At 51.9% G+C, this 16629-nt stretch carries 18 protein-coding genes; 15 read left to right on the top strand and 3 right to left on the bottom strand.

Annotation, left to right across the window (positions count from 1 at the left end; translation table 11 throughout):
- Positions 1–18: 18 nt before the first annotated feature.
- Positions 19–516, bottom strand: a complete 498-nt coding sequence (locus K0H81_RS11315) for a glycine cleavage system transcriptional repressor (RefSeq protein WP_011865496.1) — start codon at positions 514–516, stop codon at positions 19–21.
- 279 nt (positions 517–795) lie between these two features.
- On the opposite strand from K0H81_RS11315, the gene K0H81_RS11310 reads away from it, so the two are divergent.
- From K0H81_RS11310 to phoU, 4 genes are all read left to right on the top strand, one after another.
- Positions 796–3054: an ABC transporter permease subunit gene (locus K0H81_RS11310; RefSeq protein WP_220058391.1), complete on the top strand. Its 2259-nt coding sequence runs from the start codon at positions 796–798 to the stop codon at positions 3052–3054.
- A 60-nt stretch (positions 3055–3114) separates the two neighbouring features.
- Entirely contained in the window at positions 3115–4767 is a 1653-nt protein-coding gene (gene pstA, locus K0H81_RS11305) for a phosphate ABC transporter permease PstA (RefSeq protein ID WP_144198899.1), read from the top strand.
- A gap of 77 nt (positions 4768–4844) precedes the next feature.
- Positions 4845–5663, top strand: a complete 819-nt coding sequence (pstB, locus tag K0H81_RS11300) for a phosphate ABC transporter ATP-binding protein PstB (RefSeq protein ID WP_011865499.1) — start codon at positions 4845–4847, stop codon at positions 5661–5663.
- 48 nt (positions 5664–5711) lie between these two features.
- A complete protein-coding gene (gene phoU, locus K0H81_RS11295) occupies positions 5712–6413 on the top strand; it encodes a phosphate signaling complex protein PhoU (protein WP_220058390.1) in 702 nt (233 codons plus the stop codon).
- Between the two features lie 359 nt (positions 6414–6772).
- On the opposite strand, the gene K0H81_RS11290 is transcribed toward phoU, so the two are convergent.
- On the bottom strand, positions 6773–7975 hold the full coding sequence (locus tag K0H81_RS11290; RefSeq protein ID WP_220058389.1) for an IS4 family transposase: 1203 nt from the start codon (positions 7973–7975) through the stop codon (positions 6773–6775).
- A 166-nt stretch (positions 7976–8141) separates the two neighbouring features.
- On the opposite strand from K0H81_RS11290, the gene K0H81_RS11285 reads away from it, so the two are divergent.
- From K0H81_RS11285 to K0H81_RS11245, 9 genes are all read left to right on the top strand, one after another.
- Positions 8142–8564 carry a tetratricopeptide repeat protein gene (locus K0H81_RS11285; RefSeq protein WP_220058388.1) on the top strand — a complete coding sequence of 141 codons (423 nt, stop codon included), beginning with the start codon at positions 8142–8144 and terminating at the stop codon, positions 8562–8564.
- Between the two features lie 42 nt (positions 8565–8606).
- Positions 8607–9134 (top strand): hypothetical protein, encoded by a 528-nt coding sequence (locus K0H81_RS11280; protein WP_220058387.1) that lies wholly within the window; start codon positions 8607–8609, stop codon positions 9132–9134.
- Positions 9135–9408: 274 nt separating this feature from the next.
- Positions 9409–9861: a DUF1056 family protein gene (locus K0H81_RS11275; protein ID WP_220058386.1), complete on the top strand. Its 453-nt coding sequence runs from the start codon at positions 9409–9411 to the stop codon at positions 9859–9861.
- A 12-nt stretch (positions 9862–9873) separates the two neighbouring features.
- Positions 9874–10239 carry a hypothetical protein gene (locus K0H81_RS11270; protein WP_220058385.1) on the top strand — a complete coding sequence of 122 codons (366 nt, stop codon included), beginning with the start codon at positions 9874–9876 and terminating at the stop codon, positions 10237–10239.
- 122 nt (positions 10240–10361) lie between these two features.
- A complete protein-coding gene (locus K0H81_RS11265; RefSeq protein WP_144198906.1) occupies positions 10362–10754 on the top strand; it encodes a GFA family protein in 393 nt (130 codons plus the stop codon).
- Between the two features lie 123 nt (positions 10755–10877).
- On the top strand, positions 10878–11828 hold the full coding sequence (locus K0H81_RS11260; protein WP_220058384.1) for a hypothetical protein: 951 nt from the start codon (positions 10878–10880) through the stop codon (positions 11826–11828).
- Positions 11828–12562 carry a hypothetical protein gene (locus tag K0H81_RS11255; protein ID WP_220058383.1) on the top strand — a complete coding sequence of 245 codons (735 nt, stop codon included), beginning with the start codon at positions 11828–11830 and terminating at the stop codon, positions 12560–12562. The genes K0H81_RS11260 and K0H81_RS11255 overlap by 1 nt, the downstream gene beginning before the upstream one ends.
- A 52-nt stretch (positions 12563–12614) precedes the next feature.
- Positions 12615–13142, top strand: coding sequence for a GrpB family protein (locus K0H81_RS11250; protein WP_220058382.1), 528 nt, complete (start codon positions 12615–12617; stop codon positions 13140–13142).
- Between the two features lie 130 nt (positions 13143–13272).
- On the top strand, positions 13273–13638 hold the full coding sequence (locus K0H81_RS11245) for a YajD family HNH nuclease (RefSeq protein WP_011865508.1): 366 nt from the start codon (positions 13273–13275) through the stop codon (positions 13636–13638).
- Between the two features lie 10 nt (positions 13639–13648).
- Here the strand turns inward: K0H81_RS11245 and K0H81_RS11240 are convergent, their stop codons facing one another.
- Positions 13649–13894, bottom strand: a complete 246-nt coding sequence (locus K0H81_RS11240) for a DUF1289 domain-containing protein (RefSeq protein WP_220058381.1) — start codon at positions 13892–13894, stop codon at positions 13649–13651.
- Positions 13895–14055: 161 nt separating this feature from the next.
- Here K0H81_RS11240 and K0H81_RS11235 point away from each other — a divergent pair, with 161 nt between their 5' ends.
- On the top strand, positions 14056–15213 hold the full coding sequence (locus tag K0H81_RS11235) for a chemotaxis protein (RefSeq protein ID WP_220058380.1): 1158 nt from the start codon (positions 14056–14058) through the stop codon (positions 15211–15213).
- Positions 15214–15340: 127 nt separating this feature from the next.
- Complete coding sequence (locus K0H81_RS11230) at positions 15341–16615, top strand: methyltransferase (protein ID WP_220058379.1); 1275 nt, start codon at positions 15341–15343, stop codon at positions 16613–16615.
- Positions 16616–16629: the final 14 nt, after the last annotated feature.

Genomic DNA, 16629 nt, shown 5'->3' with positions numbered 1-16629 from the left:
TAAACGATTACGCTCTGCTTAATCGACGATATCCAATACCACGTCGTCACCTATGGTGTAGAGGGCCTGAGTGAGGCGCTGCTCGGCGGCCTCATCTTTAACGCTCAGGCTAAAGTTGGCGCGAAACAGGGCAACGCCCGTGTGGCTGGCCGTCTCGTAATGGGTGGATAGTCGCTCGATGTTGGCGCCCAGTTCATTGATCTTGTTAGAGATATCATGTACCAGTCCGGGTCTGTCGTAGGCGACCAGAGAGTAGCGACGTATGGTCTGCGGTGCCTGAGTCTTACGGGTCTTGGCGTAGGTGAGGGTGAGGCCTTCGATGCATTCCAGATTTTCCAGCAGTGTGTCCCAGTTGGCGGCGGGGACTTCCAGTAGCAAGATGGCGGCGAAGATGCCGTCGATGTGGCGCAGCTCAGAGTCGAGCCAGTTACCGCCGTGGCGGCTGACGCTGTGAGCTATCTGTTCGACCAATCCTGGTTTATCGGCGACTTGCAGGGTGACTAAATATCGTAACATTTCGCATAGGCTCCATCAGTTGGTTGAGTGCGGTATCGCCACGCCCCCCGGACGGGGCACGGTTGAATCAATTTCCGGCATTAACAATATGAAAAGCGGCTGAAAAAGTTTAACAAGCTCCTATAATGATGACATTTTCTGGTTGTAACATTAGTGTCATCTTTGCGTCATATAATCCCGACTGTCAGAAAAGGGCTTGCCTCGATTCACTATAGTTAACATAGCAGAAACGACAATCCCAGCGAAAACTCTACTGAACAAAAATTAACGAGGTTCTTAATGGAAACTCAGGTCATTCAACCTGGTTCTACTGCAACAGATTTGTTGATGGGCAAGGGCTCCAGCAAGCGAGCATTTAAGGATAAGCTCACCCAGATAGGGGTGACTTTGGGCGGCACCATGGTGTTTGTGGCGCTCTTGCTGATCTTTTTCTACCTACTCTATGTTGTAAAGCCGATTTTCGATGGGGCAGATGTCACGCCAGTGATAAATGTCGAACTGCAAGACGCCAAATCGCCTGCACTTATGGTGGGCAGCGACGAGCAAAACGAGATCCTCTACCGCGTGTCGCAGGATGGCGGGGTCAGCTTCTATAGCGCCCTGAGTGCCAGCCTGGTCAAGCAGGAGCAGATAAATGTGCCTCAGGATGCAGAGATCGTCAGCAGCGTCGCCGGTGTACCAAGTGAGCAGCGCTTTGCCTTCGGTCTCTCAAATGGCCAGGTGATCATAGCCGGTGTGAATTTTGCGGTGACCTATCCCAACAACAAGCGTCTGATCACCCCAAGCCTGCGTTATCCGCTGGGCGCATCGCCGTTGCAGGTGTCTGAGTCGGGCACGCCACTTTATCAGCTGGCCTTCGCCTCGGCTTCTGACAAACTCAGCTTCGCCTATCATGATGCCAATGGTCGCTGGTTCCTGACCCGCCACAACGGTGAAGAGAACATGATGACCGAAGAGGTGGAGTGGGAAGCCACTACCAGTCAGATCCAGGAAGCGCCTGCTCAGGTCGATCAGCAGTTGATGACCCCAGATCAGCGTCAGCTACTGCTGCGCTCTGGCAATCGCCTGTACGTCTACGATATCCGCTATGTGGATGAGGTAGCCCTAAGTCAGGTGATCGAGCTTGAACGTGCCAAGACCAAGGTGACAGACGTTGCCCTGCTGGCCGGCGCCAGCTCTCTGCTGGTGAGCTATGACAATGGCCAAATCTTCCAATATTTCCAGGTCAATGGCGACAAGGGTCGTCAGTATCAGGAGATCCGCGAATTTAAGAACAAGGCGGGCGTGAAGCGCATCGCCGGTGAGTTCTACCGTAAGAGCTTCGCCACCGTGAGCGAATCTGGCGAGTTAGACCTGCTTTATACCACGAGTCAGCGCAAACTCTTCACCGAGACTTTCGATCTAGCCCACGCCACCCAGATGGGCTTCAGCCCACGCGCCAACGCCCTGGTGGTCGAGGCAGGCAACAAGCTGCATCTGTTTGCGGTGGAAAACAGCCACCCAGAGGTGTCTTGGAGCGCCATGTGGAGCAAGGTGTGGTATGAAGGTTACCCCGAGCCGCAATATGTGTGGCAGTCGACCTCAGGTTCGGATGACTTCGAAGCCAAGCTCAGCCTGATGCCGCTGGCCTTTGGCACCATGAAGGCTGCGCTGTACGCCATGCTATTTGCGACGCCGCTGGCGATTGCCGGCGCCGTCTATACCGCCTATTTCATGTCGCCAAAAGTGCGCGCCGTGGTGAAGCCGACCATCGAGATCATGGAAGCCTTGCCGACGGTTATTCTCGGCTTCCTGGCCGGTCTCTGGCTGGCACCGCTTATCGAGGATCACCTGCCGGGGATCATCATGTTGCTGGTGCTATTGCCTATCAGTATTTTGTTAACGGCACTGGGCTGGTACAAGTTGCCGGGTCGCTGGAAGCAGCGTCTGCCTGAGACATACCAAGAGCTGATGCTGATACCTGTTATCTGTTTCGTGGGCTGGTTTGCCTTCTATATCAGTCCGAGTATCGAAGTGGCCTTCTTCGGCGGCGATACCCGTCTGTTTATCACCAATGAGCTGGGGATCACCTTCGACCAACGTAACGCGCTGGTAGTGGGCATCGCCATGGGCTTTGCGGTTATCCCAACCATCTTCTCTATCGCCGAAGACGCCGTGTTCTCTGTACCGCGTCACCTGTCTAACGGCAGCCTGGCGCTGGGCGCAACTAACTGGCAGACCCTGACCCGTGTGGTGCTACTTACCGCGAGCCCGGGGATCTTCTCGGCCGTCATGATGGGCCTCGGCCGCGCCGTGGGTGAGACCATGATCGTGCTGATGGCCACGGGTAACACCGCCATCATGGAGTGGAGCGTGTTCGAGGGGATGCGTACCTTGGCGGCCAACATCGCCGTGGAGATGCCTGAATCGGCTATCGGCAGCTCGCACTACCGCGTGCTGTTCCTGGCGGCCTTCGTACTGTTTATCTTCACCTTCCTGTTTAACACCATCGCCGAGGTGGTGAGACAGCGTCTGCGTGAACGCTACAGTTCACTCTAAGGGAGGCTGGCATGTTATCGATTTTTAATTTTTCGCCTGTGACGTTAAGAGGCCAATGTAATGGGTAAGTGGTTTAAGTCGGGTTCCCCCTGGATCTGGATGACAGGTGGCGCCGTGAGTATCAGTTTGATCGCCGTGTTGGGCTTGTTGCTGTTGATCGCCTGGCGAGGATTGAGCTACTTCTGGCCGGCAGATATCTACCAGTGGGAAGTGGTGGATCAGCATGGCAAGCGCTCAACCATTATCGGTGAGATCTACGATAAGGAAGAGGTGCCAACCGAGCGCCTGATCTCTGCCGGACACAAGTTTAGCGAAGACCCAGGTGAGCTGGTAACCCGCTACCTGATCAAGACGGGTAACCGTGAGTTTGTTGGCCTGGATTTTCGTTGGGTGCTGGGGACAGATATTCTGTCGCGCACCACACCAACGGATGTGGCAAAACTCGAGCGTACTAAGAACGGTGATTTCTTCGGTTATCCCATCGCCATCATAGAAGATGGTAAGCGTCTGGCGCTAGACGATGTGGAAGCCTCGTTTGAAGAGCATATCGAGCGCGCGGTCGCCCTGAGCGACAAAGCCACCACGCTGCAAAAGCGTGAGATTGGCGCGGTTAACTATGCACTTGAAAATCTACGTCTGAAAGAGCGTCGTTTTGAACTGGACAACGCCCTGACCGACAGCCGTAAGGCAGAGCTAGCGGCGGAGCGTGACAAGCTGCAGGCCGATTACAAGGTACTCGAAAAAGCCTTCTTCGACCTGCGTGCAGAGGCGGGCCGAGATGCGGTGATCGTTCGTGACATGCGCGGCGAAGAGGTGACGTTACAGCTCGACAGTATCTTAGGTGTTACTTACTCTAACCACCTTGGCATCATGGGTAAGATTGGCCACTGGTTTAGCGGCGTGGGTAACTTCGTTAGCGCCGATCCCCGTGAGGCCAACACTGAGGGGGGGGTGTTCCCGGCAATCTTCGGTACCGTCTTCATGGTGCTGCTGATGGCGGTGATTGTGACCCCATTTGGCGTGGTTGCGGCTATTTATCTACATGAATATGCGAAGAAAGGCCCAATTACTAAGATGATCCGCATCGCAGTGATTAACCTGGCGGGTGTGCCATCGATCGTGTACGGCGTATTTGGTCTTGGCTTCTTCGTCTATATGCTGGGTGGCTCAATCGACCAACTCTTCTACCCAGAAGCATTGCCGGCACCGACATTTGGTTCACCCGGGGTGATCTGGTCGGCGCTGACCCTGGCTATCCTGACCCTGCCTGTGGTGATCGTCTCGACCGAAGAGGGTCTGAGCCGTATTCCTAGCTCTGTCCGTCAAGGTAGCCTGGCACTGGGCGCGACCAAGGCAGAGACCCTGTGGCGCATCATCATCCCTATGGCGAGCCCGGCGATCATGACAGGGCTTATTCTGGCGGTTGCCCGCGCAGCCGGTGAGGTAGCGCCATTGATGCTGGTGGGTGTAGTGAAGCTGGCACCGACCCTGCCGATCGATATGAACTTTCCCTTCGTGCACCTGGAGCGTAAGTTCATGCACCTAGGTTTCCATATTTATGATGTGGGCTTCCAGAGCCCCAACGTTGAGGCGGCGCGTCCCTTGGTTTACGCGACCTCCTTCCTGTTAGTGTCAGTGATCGTGAGTCTTAACCTGACCGCCATCGCCGTGCGTAATCACCTGCGTGAGAAGTATCGCTCGCTGGAACACTAACCTAAAACCCGAATTAATCGCGCCTGGGCTAGGCTGGGGCGCGAATAACCTTTATCCTGAAGTGATTAGGAACAGATATGATTTCGATAGATCAGTCGGTAATGAAAACAGAGACTTTAGACTTAAATAATTTAAGCAGCGAGCAGACCGCACTTGAGATCCGTAACTTAGATCTAAAATATGGCGACAAGCAGGCCCTGTTTGACGTGTCGATGAAGATCCCTAAGAAGAAGGTGACCGCCTTCATCGGCCCCAGTGGTTGTGGTAAGTCAACCTTGTTGCGCTGCATCAACCGCATGAACGATCTGGTGGATAACTGTAATATCGACGGTGAGATCCTGCTGCACGGCCAAAACATCTACGACAAGAAGGTAGATGTGGCATCCTTGCGCCGCAACGTCGGCATGGTGTTCCAGCGTCCAAACCCTTTCCCTAAGTCTATCTATGAGAACGTGGTTTACGGCCTGCGCCTGCAGGGCATCAACAACCGTCGTCAGCTGGATGAAGCCGCCGAGCGTTCACTGCGCGGCGCCGCGATTTGGGATGAGGTGAAAGATCGTCTGCATGACAACGCCTTCGGTCTGTCTGGTGGTCAGCAGCAGCGTCTGGTGATTGCCCGCGCCATCGCCATCGAACCCGAAGTCTTGCTGCTCGATGAGCCGACCTCGGCACTGGATCCTATCTCGACCCTGACCATCGAAGAGCTGATCACTGAGCTGAAGGCTAAATATACCGTGGTGATCGTGACCCACAACATGCAACAGGCGGCGCGTGTCTCGGATCAGACCGCCTTCATGTACATGGGTGAGCTGGTGGAATATGCCGACACTAACACCATCTTCACCACGCCGAAGAAGAAAAAGACCGAAGATTACATCACGGGTCGTTACGGTTAATTGGGCCGCTGCCAACTGAATGGCAAGAATTGATAAGGTTGAATGTCAATGGAAAACATAAACTTAAATAAACATATCTCGGGTCAGTTTAATGCCGAGCTCGACGATATTCGTAACCGCGTATTGGCGATGGGTGGCCTGGTTGAGCGTCAACTGGAGCAGGCCCTGGACGCCTTAGGTAACCTGGATGCCGATCTGGCGCAGAAGGTGATTGACGGTGACCACAGCGTCAATGGTATGGAGGTCTCTATCGATGAGGAGTGTACCCGTATCATTGCCAAGCGTCAGCCTGCCGCTAGCGACTTGCGTCTGATCATCGCCATCTCTAAGACGATTGCCGACCTTGAACGTATCGGCGATGCCTGTGTGAAGATCGCCGCCGCTGCGCTGGATAAGCGTCTCAAGAACCAGCAACCACTGCTGGTGAGCATAGAGCATATGGGCCGTCATGCGACCCGTACTCTGCATTCGACCCTGGACGCGCTGGCGCGTATGGACGCTGACGTGGCCATCGAGCTGCATAAGGAAGATAGCAAGCTAGATAGCGAATACGAGGGTATTATCCGCCAGCTGATGACCTATATGATGGAAGATCCTCGCTCTATCCCAGAAGTGCTCGACGTACTCTGGGCGGCGCGCGCCGTAGAGCGCGTGGGCGACAGATGCCAGAACATCTGCGAATACATCATCTACTATGTTAAGGGTAAGGACGTACGTCACACCTCTTATGAAGAGATGAAGCAGATCTAAGCTCTGTACTGAGTCTTAAATCCTCAATTAAGAAAAGCAGCCTAAGGGCTGCTTTTTTGTGTCCGCTTTACTCTCCGAAAAGTTCTCCATTGCCTGCTTAAGAAAAGCAAGTTGGACAAATTTATACATTCAGGATGTGGAAGTTGCCTTGGATGATAATAGCGAATTTGGAATATTTATTACTGATATCGTGATGCAGATGGTGAATCTATTGTCGAATATTCTGTATTCTTCATTTTTGTCAGAGTTATTCCCATTTTTGATAGAGTGCTCTTTTAGAAATTGCTATTAAAGTTTGCTGATTTATTACAAAATCTAGAATAATGAATTTAGATAACGTTTTATCCTGGAGGATCCCCTCATAATTCGGGCCTCCCAGAGGTGTTAACCAGTTTAAGAAATTCACCCCAAGCCCAGCGAAAATGCGATTCTTTGATTGAGTATTCCGGACGTCGTCTCACTTCTTTGCCGAGCCGGAGCACAGATAGCACGTTTCTGTCACGTATCGTATTGGCTTGAAACCTCCGCTGCCATCCCAGATGCCTGGCTGCCAGACCGATGCACCAAAGCAGGATTTCTGCCAACAAAGCTATCAGCAACAACACATCATAACGGCGTGGACAACGACTGCGGCTTTGTCTGAGTCCCATGCCGTATTGGGGACTTTTGAGGTCGCGAAAGGTTTCTTCTATCTGCATCCGTCTGGCATAAAGTTTGACCACCTGCGTTGACGAGAACGCCTCCGTAGGCAAGTTGGTTGCCAGTAACCAAGGCTCTTTACTGCCAAGACGGTAACTTTGTTGTGCCGTATGATTGCGTCCTGCTTTGGATGACCGCTTGTCGGCTCGATATTTCGGCGCAGCCTTGTACAGATGTAAATGACAGCGCATAGGCGATTTTCGTCCCAGTTTTACGTAACCAATATGCCGGGCTTTCGCCGTGGCGGAGGGATAAAGCGACTTATTCGACTGCCATTGGGCATGATTGGCCTGGAGAAAGCCGACATCCCCACGGACACGGCCAAGCCAAAACCAACCATATCGTTCCACCTCCCGAAACCAGGTATTGCGGTAACCCGCATCGGTGACAATCAGTGGACACACATGGGACGGCAGCACCTGTGCCAACTCCGCCAAGAAGGCGTTATGACTGCGTGGAGCATTGTAGTCGGCAAGCTTGAAAGTACGCTCATACAGGGTAACCGAGCGCCCTTGCACACTGACAGAGGCTCGCAATGTCATCATCCGCAATTGTTCACGGACATCAGACCAATCAATGAGGATTACCGGCATGGGATTAGCAACACAGAGTAACTTGGCATGCCATTGATAAATAGCGAATTTATCAGAGTGTAGATGCGGGTTGCCGAGTAGCCTGTCTATCCGTTTGATGTTGTGCTTTGGCGCCACCGCACCAGAGATATTGCGACCAAGCTGAGTGAGTGACAACTGATTGCCATCAAGTAACGCTTCTGTAGCAACCATCAGAGAATTAAGCCGTTTTTGATGTATTTGCGGGCATTGCTTTTTGAGTAAATCGTGTAAGATATGGACATCACGCATGGTGTTGGATCTGGTAGTTTTTTGGCGAAATCAATTAGATCAATCAACACCATGCGTGTCTACTGAATTGAATAAAAAGGGAATTATCTGGGGATTCCCTAGCGTTTTATCTAACCAAATTTTTATATAGCTAAGCTAGCTATACGTTAGGGAAGTTGTGAGAGTCATGGAAGTTTCTGAGTTATCCCCATTGATAGAATCTATAAACAGTTTGTCATATCGTTTTACCTTCATAGCCGGATTACTGACGCTTTGTTATTTTACGATATGCTTTTTCAGTTTTATGCTTTGGTTTAAAGGAGATGGTAGTGACCGTCCACCAGAATTAGAAGGGGCTGATCTACTGATCGAGCAAGCAAGGTATGAACAGCTTTTTAAAAAGTGCCATCGATTGTTAAAACGTCGCCCAAACAATGTTGAGGCTCACTGGTATATCGCTTTGTGCTATTACCACAAGTCTCGTTACGATAAGGCAAGGGAATATTTCCTTAAAACTAAAAAGGCAAATCCTCATTGGGCCGAAGGGGTAGATGTTTATTTGGGTTACATGGATAAGCTTGAAGAGGCCGATGTCGCTGTACAGCATTGATGCTTCCAGATTTGATTTTTTTAAAAATTATGAGTCTTGATTATGATTGCTAAATCACTTTTGATCGGTTTAATGTCTTTGGTACTCGCTTCATGTGGCGCAACTCCTAAGCAGGAGAGTGCACCAGTTCAGGTAAATGGTTCCTCAAATATCAACAGGCCAACCTTATTCTTAGCAACACCTGAATTTGCCGGAAACCTGGACGTCGACAAGGTAGCAAACGAATGTTTTATGCTTCAGACATTATCTGATTCAATACGGGCATCGGCAGAAACCTACCAAGCTAATATCCTTGTAGATAAATCGAGAAATAGTGAAATGCCCGATGAGTACATGCTCCGTGTTACCTATATCGATGTGACGCCACATCGCTGGGTATTATTTTCCCTGAGGCCAAGTTCTACCGCGACGCTAAAAGTCGACATTGTCAGGAATGGCGAGGTGGTCAGGTCTACTCAAAAGGCGATTGGCTCAGGGGTCGCATTAGGTGCATGTGATCGGCTAGAGAAAATAGCGGAAGCAGGTGGTCGATTTGTCGCTAAGTGGTCGACGCAACAAGACTACAATTAACGGTAATTGTCATTATTCAGCTTTAAGGATAGCAATGTCATTTGTGCTTTATCAGATGCGGTGAAGCAGATCTAAGCTCTGTACTGAGTCTTAAATCCTCAATTAAGAAAAGCAGCCTAAGGGCTGCTTTTTTGTGTCCGTTTTTGGAGCAATTGTCTTACTTGGTTGCTAACTGCTTGATGCGTTTTACTATTTGCGCTAGTGTCCTTAGCCAGAACGGATATCGAACGAGAGAATGGCGCCGATGAATAGAGCGAAAGGCGTTTAAGCGGTTATGGCATGGACCTGTCCTCACTGTGGCTGGAAAGATAAACCCAGTCAGCACAAATATTATGCGTCGAAAGGCTTGGCTCGGCCCAGCTGTGAAGTGTGCAATCCCTCATTTAAGCAGAGACTTACAGGCCTAAGGCGAGACCTTATTATCGGCGCATTTTCAAATACCTATATGGGCTATGGCCCCTTGGCCTCCTTACCCTATATTCCCCTGGTGATGCTGTTGCCGGTCACCGTTCTCTTTTGGGGTCACGGGACTGCGGCGATAGTGTTAAGCCTGCTGCTATTCATCGTTGGATGGCTTAGTAATGCTTATATCGCCACTAAGGTTGGGGAGCTGATTCGCCATCGCCTGCAGCGAGGTAGGTCGATTTATGACCTTGTGCTTGGCTATTACGCGCCTTTGTTGTTGGTGCTGGTAGCCGCACCGATATTGGCGCTATTTTTTATTTAACAGGGAGACGTTATGGATATATACGATATTTTTCAAAACTTCAGAATCAACGATTTAGCAAGGGAAGCGGGGCAGGCGAAGTCTCACGCCAGAGCCAATGAGGTAAGCTTGCAGGGCCTTCAAGATCAGATAGATCACCTCTCCATGGTGTGTCTTGCCATGTCTGAGTTACTGGAGGAGATAGGCTTTAACAAGGAGATGCTGGTCGCCAAGATCCAGGAGATCGATCTGCGCGATGGTAAGCTCGATGGAAAATTTACCCCGGCCATTCATTGCTCAGGTTGTGGTAGAAAACTGGCGCCGCGTCATGTTACCTGTCTCTATTGCGGCGCCAAGGTGAAGAGTGACTTAGTGGTGCAATCACAACATGGTCGCTAATTTTTTATTGAGAACAAACGTCTTGGAAAGCTTAAACGATGCGCTAGCAACTTAAGCGCTAGCAACTTAAGCGCTAGCAAACTAGGCGCTATCAAGCTAAGCGCTAGCGAGGAGAGAACACGATGAAACGAGTCGGTAATACCGAGATTTTGTCTGTGCACAAGGCGAGCTGTCATTGCGGCGCGGTGGAGTTGGCCTTGAGTCTACCCAATGGCATACAGAAGCCCAGGCGCTGTGATTGCTCTATCTGTCGCCGCAAGGGGGCTATCGTAGTCTCGGTGACGCTAGACGGACTAAGCGTCGTTAAGGGGCAAGAGCAGCTTAAGATGTACCAGTTTAATACCCATACCGCGAAGCATTATTTCTGTGGGATTTGCGGCATCTATACCCATCATCAGCGCCGTTCTAACCCGAATGAGTATGGTGTTAATTTGGGATGTCTCGAAGGCGTGAATCCTTATGATATCGGCGAGGTGGTTACTAGTGATGGGGTGAACCATCCTGCCGATAACTAGCCTGGCTCAGGCTTAGGCTTGGGCTTCGAGCTCTGGGCTGTTTGGTGGTTTGAGCGCTAATATGATCTAAAAACAGCTTAGTTCCGACTGGGGATGGGATAATACACAAGGAGATCGGTTGTCGTGTTTGAGATGTTCGATAAGGGAATTGGCCGCAAGATAAGCGCTGGTGTCGCACTCTTGTTCGCCCTCGTATTAGCCTATAGCTTAACCAAGGGAGGCTACACATACCTCAAGGATGTGGCCCTGACTAAGCCCTTGTTTATTTATACTAATCCCGTTTGGGGGCTCTGGCTTCTCTTGCTGCTTGGCATGCGCCAAAGCGTGAGCATATTTGTGACAGTGCTTATCTTGTTCTCCTTGCCCCTGTTTGCTGCCACTGCCTTCTATCTTGGCTACTGGCCGCTAAGCACCTATTTAATCGGCGGCGAGGTGCCGAGCCTAGGTCAGCTAAGCGATTGGTTTCTGACATTAGCCTACGGCCCCTACGCTGCGCAGTTTGACTACTTTGCTATCGCCAATCGGCTGTCAAACTTTCCTTTCTACCGCGAATCTATGTTGTTGGTGATGTGCTCTATGACCCTAGCCATGGTGGCGTTGATCCCCACCGCCCACACCAGTTTGATTGAGTACTTGGCGGCCAGACGCGACCTGGATGACGAACAATTAAACGTTATGCGTAATGTTTTCTCCTTGCTTGGGCAGCTAGTGTTGATCGCCCTGTTTTACAATATTGTCTACCCGCTGTTTTCCTTTGCCGGTACCTTGCCCATGGGGCTTAACTATCTGGCGGTCTGGACACTCTTGCTTACGCCGCTATTTGGACTTGGCGTGGCGCGCTTTAATCGTCGATTGTCCGGTGAGCAAAAGCTAGGGGTCTGGTTGGTGCGCTACTTTGCCTTAGCCTTACTGGCTATCTTAGTGGGGTATATCTGGGTGAATATAGATAACTTACTGGCAATTTTTGCCCTCATCAGACAGGGCGAAAGCATGCAGCTCCTCTCATTACTGTTTTTGTTGAGCCCACTATTTGCCTTTTACATGTTAACTAGCATCAAAAAGGGGAAGGCGTAATGAAGAACCATCTGACTTTAACACTAGCGGCGATCACCCTTGCGCTGCTACAAGCCGGCTGTACGCAAGAGTCCTCAACGGCTCGTATGAAAGAGTCCTCAACGGCTTCGAATAAAGAGTCCTCAACAGTTTCTAAAGAAGAGTCTTCGACGGCGAGTAAAGACGAACCATCGCTTGGTAGTGAACAGGTATTAGGAGCAGAAATCGATGCCTCGCTTATCGTCATCCCTGGACAGCAGTTTGGGGTTATCCAGAAGGGGGCGAATCTGGATGAGATCCGCAGCAAATTGGGTGAGGCCAATATCACCGCAACCGAGATTGGTATGGGGGAAGGCGAGACGATAGCAGGTTTTGTGGCCTTTAAAGGTGAGCCTGAGCGCGAGTTTCGCTTTTTCTTCAATCAAGATGGCAGTATGACGGCGCAGATTAGCTCGCCCGAGAGTCGCTGGCGACTGCTTGGTGAGATAAGCATTGGCACTAGCCTGAGCCAAGTTGAGCAAGTTAATCAGGGGCCTTTTAGTCTGTATGGTTTTGAGTGGGACTATGGTGGTCAGGTGACTAATTGGCAACAGGGTAAGCTGGCTCAGTTTGAGCAGAGCCTCACCCTGACGCTCACGCCGCTTGAGTTTAACGAGGCTGCCATATCGCTCATGGGGGCTCGAGAATTTGCGTCTAATGATCCTAAGATGATCGCCGCCGACCCGCGTGTCAGCGAGATCTGGGTGACGCTATGAGGCGCTTCTGTTTAAGCCCGTTGTTTGAGTGCATAAGCCTGGAGTCGTTGAGATGAGCCGGATCTTTGAGGTGCTCGATTACCAAGACCATTGGCCAAGGGTCTTTGAAGCGGAGAAGGCTCTGCTGCAATCCGTGCTGGGCGATGGGGTCATCACTATCGAGCATATTGGCAGTACCTCGGTGCCGGGACTGGCGGCCAAACCCATTATCGATATCTTAGCCGAGGTAGAGCGTTTGGATGTGCTCGATGCGCTCGATGCCAAAAATAGCGAGCTTGCCAAGCTGGGTTATCGGGCGCGGGGTGAGCATGGCATTGCCGGTCGGCGTTATTTTCAAAAAGGGGCAGCCCAGCGCAGTCATCACCTGCATGTGTTTCAGTCGGGAAGCACTCAGCTGACTTGCCACCGCGCCTTTCGTGACTATTTGATAGCGCATCCAGATAAGGCGCGTGAATATGCCGAGTTAAAGCGTATCGCCGCGTTATCTTGCCACCATGACAGCGAGGCTTATATGGCGGCAAAGGCCGGATTTATACAAGAGACGCTGGCCCTGGCACTTTGCTGGTATGGCAAGGTCTAATATCTATGCAAGCTATCGAAATGCAACACATCTTAGTCCGATTTGCGCCTAAGATTCCCTTTTGCGGCGACTATGGGTATATTGCCAGTAAATTGAGTCGCCCCATGGGGGCAAGAACAGAGACGAGCTTATGTCTACCCATCAAGGTCAAAGTAAATTAGATAAAGTATTGGCTGAGGCCCGCGAATATAAGGCCAAGCGTGAGTCTGGCTATCGCGAAAAGGCGCTTAAACTTTATCCCTGGATCTGCGGACGTTGTACCCGCGAATTTACCCACTCCAATCTCAGGGAACTGACGGTCCATCACAGGGATCATAATCATGACAATAACCCGAGCGATGGTTCCAATTGGGAGCTACTCTGCCTCTATTGCCATGACAACGAACATGCCAAGTATGAAGAGTTGATCCAGTACGGACCGACGAGTGAGACTCAGGTAGAAGCGGCGACCTATAATCCCTTCGCCGATCTTAAGAATATGATGAACAAGAAGTAAGTCTTAGGATCTACTCATTATCGGCGTCTTGCGCTGCGAGACGCTGCTCCGCCTCTAGCCACTTCTGACGGCTGATGATCTGCTGGTTTTCACCGCTTTTTCCTTGCTGTTTACGCCTGTTCACATTGTCCCAAATCTCTGTCTGACGAGCCTCATCTGCCTGGCCCCAACCGACAATCTCGTCAATGTGGCGAAAACAACCCATACAGATATCTTCTTCGTTTAAGCCGCAGCGGGCTACGCAGGGTGATTGCATCTTAACTGTTTATACTCAAGTTGTGATCTTGGCGGCATTCTAAAGTAGCTAAGGTGAGGGTTCAACTAGGGACTGTGCTGGTGCGCCTTGGTTAATGGTGCTAGCATCTGGTTATTAGTCATTTAAATTCAAATGGTTGTGAATTTTAACGGGGTATTGTTATGGGGCTGAAATACAGATCTGTCCTCTTGGTGATCGGCATGTTGAGTTTGTCTGCCTGTTCGTTACTGGAAATTAAACTCGAGAGCGGTATAGAGCCGCTGCCGCAGGCACAGCTCAACATGCGTGTCTTTAGCCGAGATTTTAGCCACACCTTCTATGCCAAGGTGGAGCAGGGGGCGGATCAGATTGCACTAAACCAAGGCGATGATCTGGCGATCAAATCCAACGTTTTAATGTGGAAGATCAACAGCGAACAGGCGCTGCAGCGGGCGATCTTTCAGGCATCACCCGTCGCGGCCATGGTGGATACCTGGACGCTAACGGCGCAGATGAGCGCGTTTTTCGAGAGCGGCGCCGGTCAGACGCTGTTTGGTGAGCAGCAAAGAATCGCCATTGAGGTCAGCAAGGTGTTGCAGGCAGATTTTGAGCGCTCCATAAAAGGCTTCGTAAAGCCGAATGAGTTCGAGCAATATCAGTCCTTTATCTTAGATTATGTGGCGAAGAACCCCATTACCGATCTCAGCTTCGCCCGTCACTCGGCCTTTAACGACTGGCTGGCCTATCGCAACATCAGCGAATTTGAGGCGGTGACAACCTTTGGTACTGTGCCCGAGGTGATGAGTGACGTATCGGATCGCATGGCGATGATCGCCGAGCAGACGCCTAAGATCCTGGGTTGGAAGGCGGAGCTGTATGCCCTGCATGCCAACATCAACCCTGAGACTGTGCAGCAGACACTGCAGAGCATCAGCGATACCTCGGCCAAGTTTCAGCAGTTGATGGCCCAGAGCCCAGAGATGATGCAGACATTGGCGGTGGATCTACGCCGCGAGCTGACCCCGCTGCTGGCGCAGCTGAGCGAGTCTACCGACGACAAGCTGGCTAAACTCTCCGTCGAGCGCGAGGCGCTGGAACAGATGGTGAAGCAGGAACGTCTGGCATTGGAAGAGATGGTTAATCGTCAGCGCGTAGCGGCTGCGGCGGAACTCGATACCATAAGCCAGCATGCGGTCGAGCGCGCCTTTAGCGAGCTGACCAAGACCCTCAAGAGTCTGATCCTCTATCTGGTGCTCTTCTTCGTGGTCTGCTTCTTCGCCCCCCTGGGGCTCGGGGTCTGGCTGGGTAAACGCATGGCGCTTAAAAAGTTGCAGGCTTAAGATGCATGTCGCTATCGCTGTAGCCTAAGTTGGTTGACAATTAACGCCCGGCGGTCGATCATCGCCGGCGTTTGTTTTTAGCCTTATATTTTGTTGAAGAGTGCCGCAGAGAATGCCGAGGAGCCAGATGTCCTATGCCAAGCAGTTTACTGCCTTAGATGACCTGCTAAGTAGCAGCCGAGCGCTGTGGCAGGTTAAAGCCTTCGAGGCGGAGGCCTTGCCCTGGCAGGAGGAGTTTCCAAGACTCGCCGAGCTACTCTGGCAGCTTGATGACGAAGAGCTCGATAGTCTGGATAGCGACAGCATAGCGCTGCACGCGCGTCTCGCGCCCGCACTCGAGGCGGATCTCGCCGCTAGGGGCATAATCTGGCCCTTGTCTTTACTTAAAACCCTCGCCGCAGGGCTCGCACCCTCTGATCTAGCACATGCAGACTTCGCAGAGCATAGCGCCGATGAGGCCTGTGCGGGACTGTCCGAGAGTGAACTTGGGCATTTTAGCGCCCACATCAAGGGGCGTAAGTGGCAGCAGATCCTCGCCTTCGCCGCGAGAGTCACACCAAGTGATGATGAGATCTTGGAATGGTGCGCCGGTAAGGGGCATCTGGGGCGCCTATTGGCCAAGGGGCAGTCACGCACTGTTGTGAGCCTCGAGTGGCAGCAGGGGTTGTGTGAGGCAGGTTCGCAGTTTGCCCATCAGTGGCAATTGCCCCAGCGTTTTGTCTGCGGCGATGCCCTGTCAGAATCTGCCCAACAGCTGCTTAAATGCGAGCAGCAGGCGGTCGCCCTGCATGCCTGCGGCGAGCTGCATCTCAGTTTGCTGCGCGGCGCGGCCAAGGCGAAAACCCGCGCCTTGGCGGTGGCGCCCTGTTGTTATCATCTGATAAGTGATAGTCACTACCAGCCGCTGTCGAGTCTCGCCCAGAAGAGCCAATTGTTGCTGAGTAAACATGATCTGCAGCTGCCGCTGCAACGCTCGGTTATCGCCAATGCTAAGGCGAGGGCGCTGCGCCTTAAAGAGGTGGGCTGGCGCCTGGGGTTCGATAGCCTGCAACGGGATGTGATCGGCAGCTCACACTACTTGCCGATACCCGCGGTGAAGCAGAGCCAACTGAGCGGCAGCTTCAGGGAATTTTGTGCCTGGGCGGCTGAGCAGAAACAGGTCAAACTGCCCGAGCAGTGGGACGAGGAGCATTATTTAGATAAAGGGTTCGAGCGCCAGTGCATGACCCGGCGCATCGATCTGGCTGCGCACCTGTTTCGTGAGGCCTTAGAGCTCTGGCTGCTGCTCGACAGAGTCTGTTTCCTGCAGGAACAGGGCTATGAGGTGAGCCTAGGCGCCTTTTGCGATCTTAAGGTGACGCCGAGAAACGGATTGATCCTGGCTCGCCTGCCAAGCTGTTAATTGCCAGAATAGAG

It is taken from the genome of Shewanella halotolerans (assembly GCF_019457535.1).
Lineage (GTDB): Bacteria > Pseudomonadota > Gammaproteobacteria > Enterobacterales > Shewanellaceae > Shewanella > Shewanella halotolerans.
The sequence above is the reverse complement of the archived record's forward strand: the minus strand, read 5'-3'. Positions and strand labels throughout refer to the sequence as shown.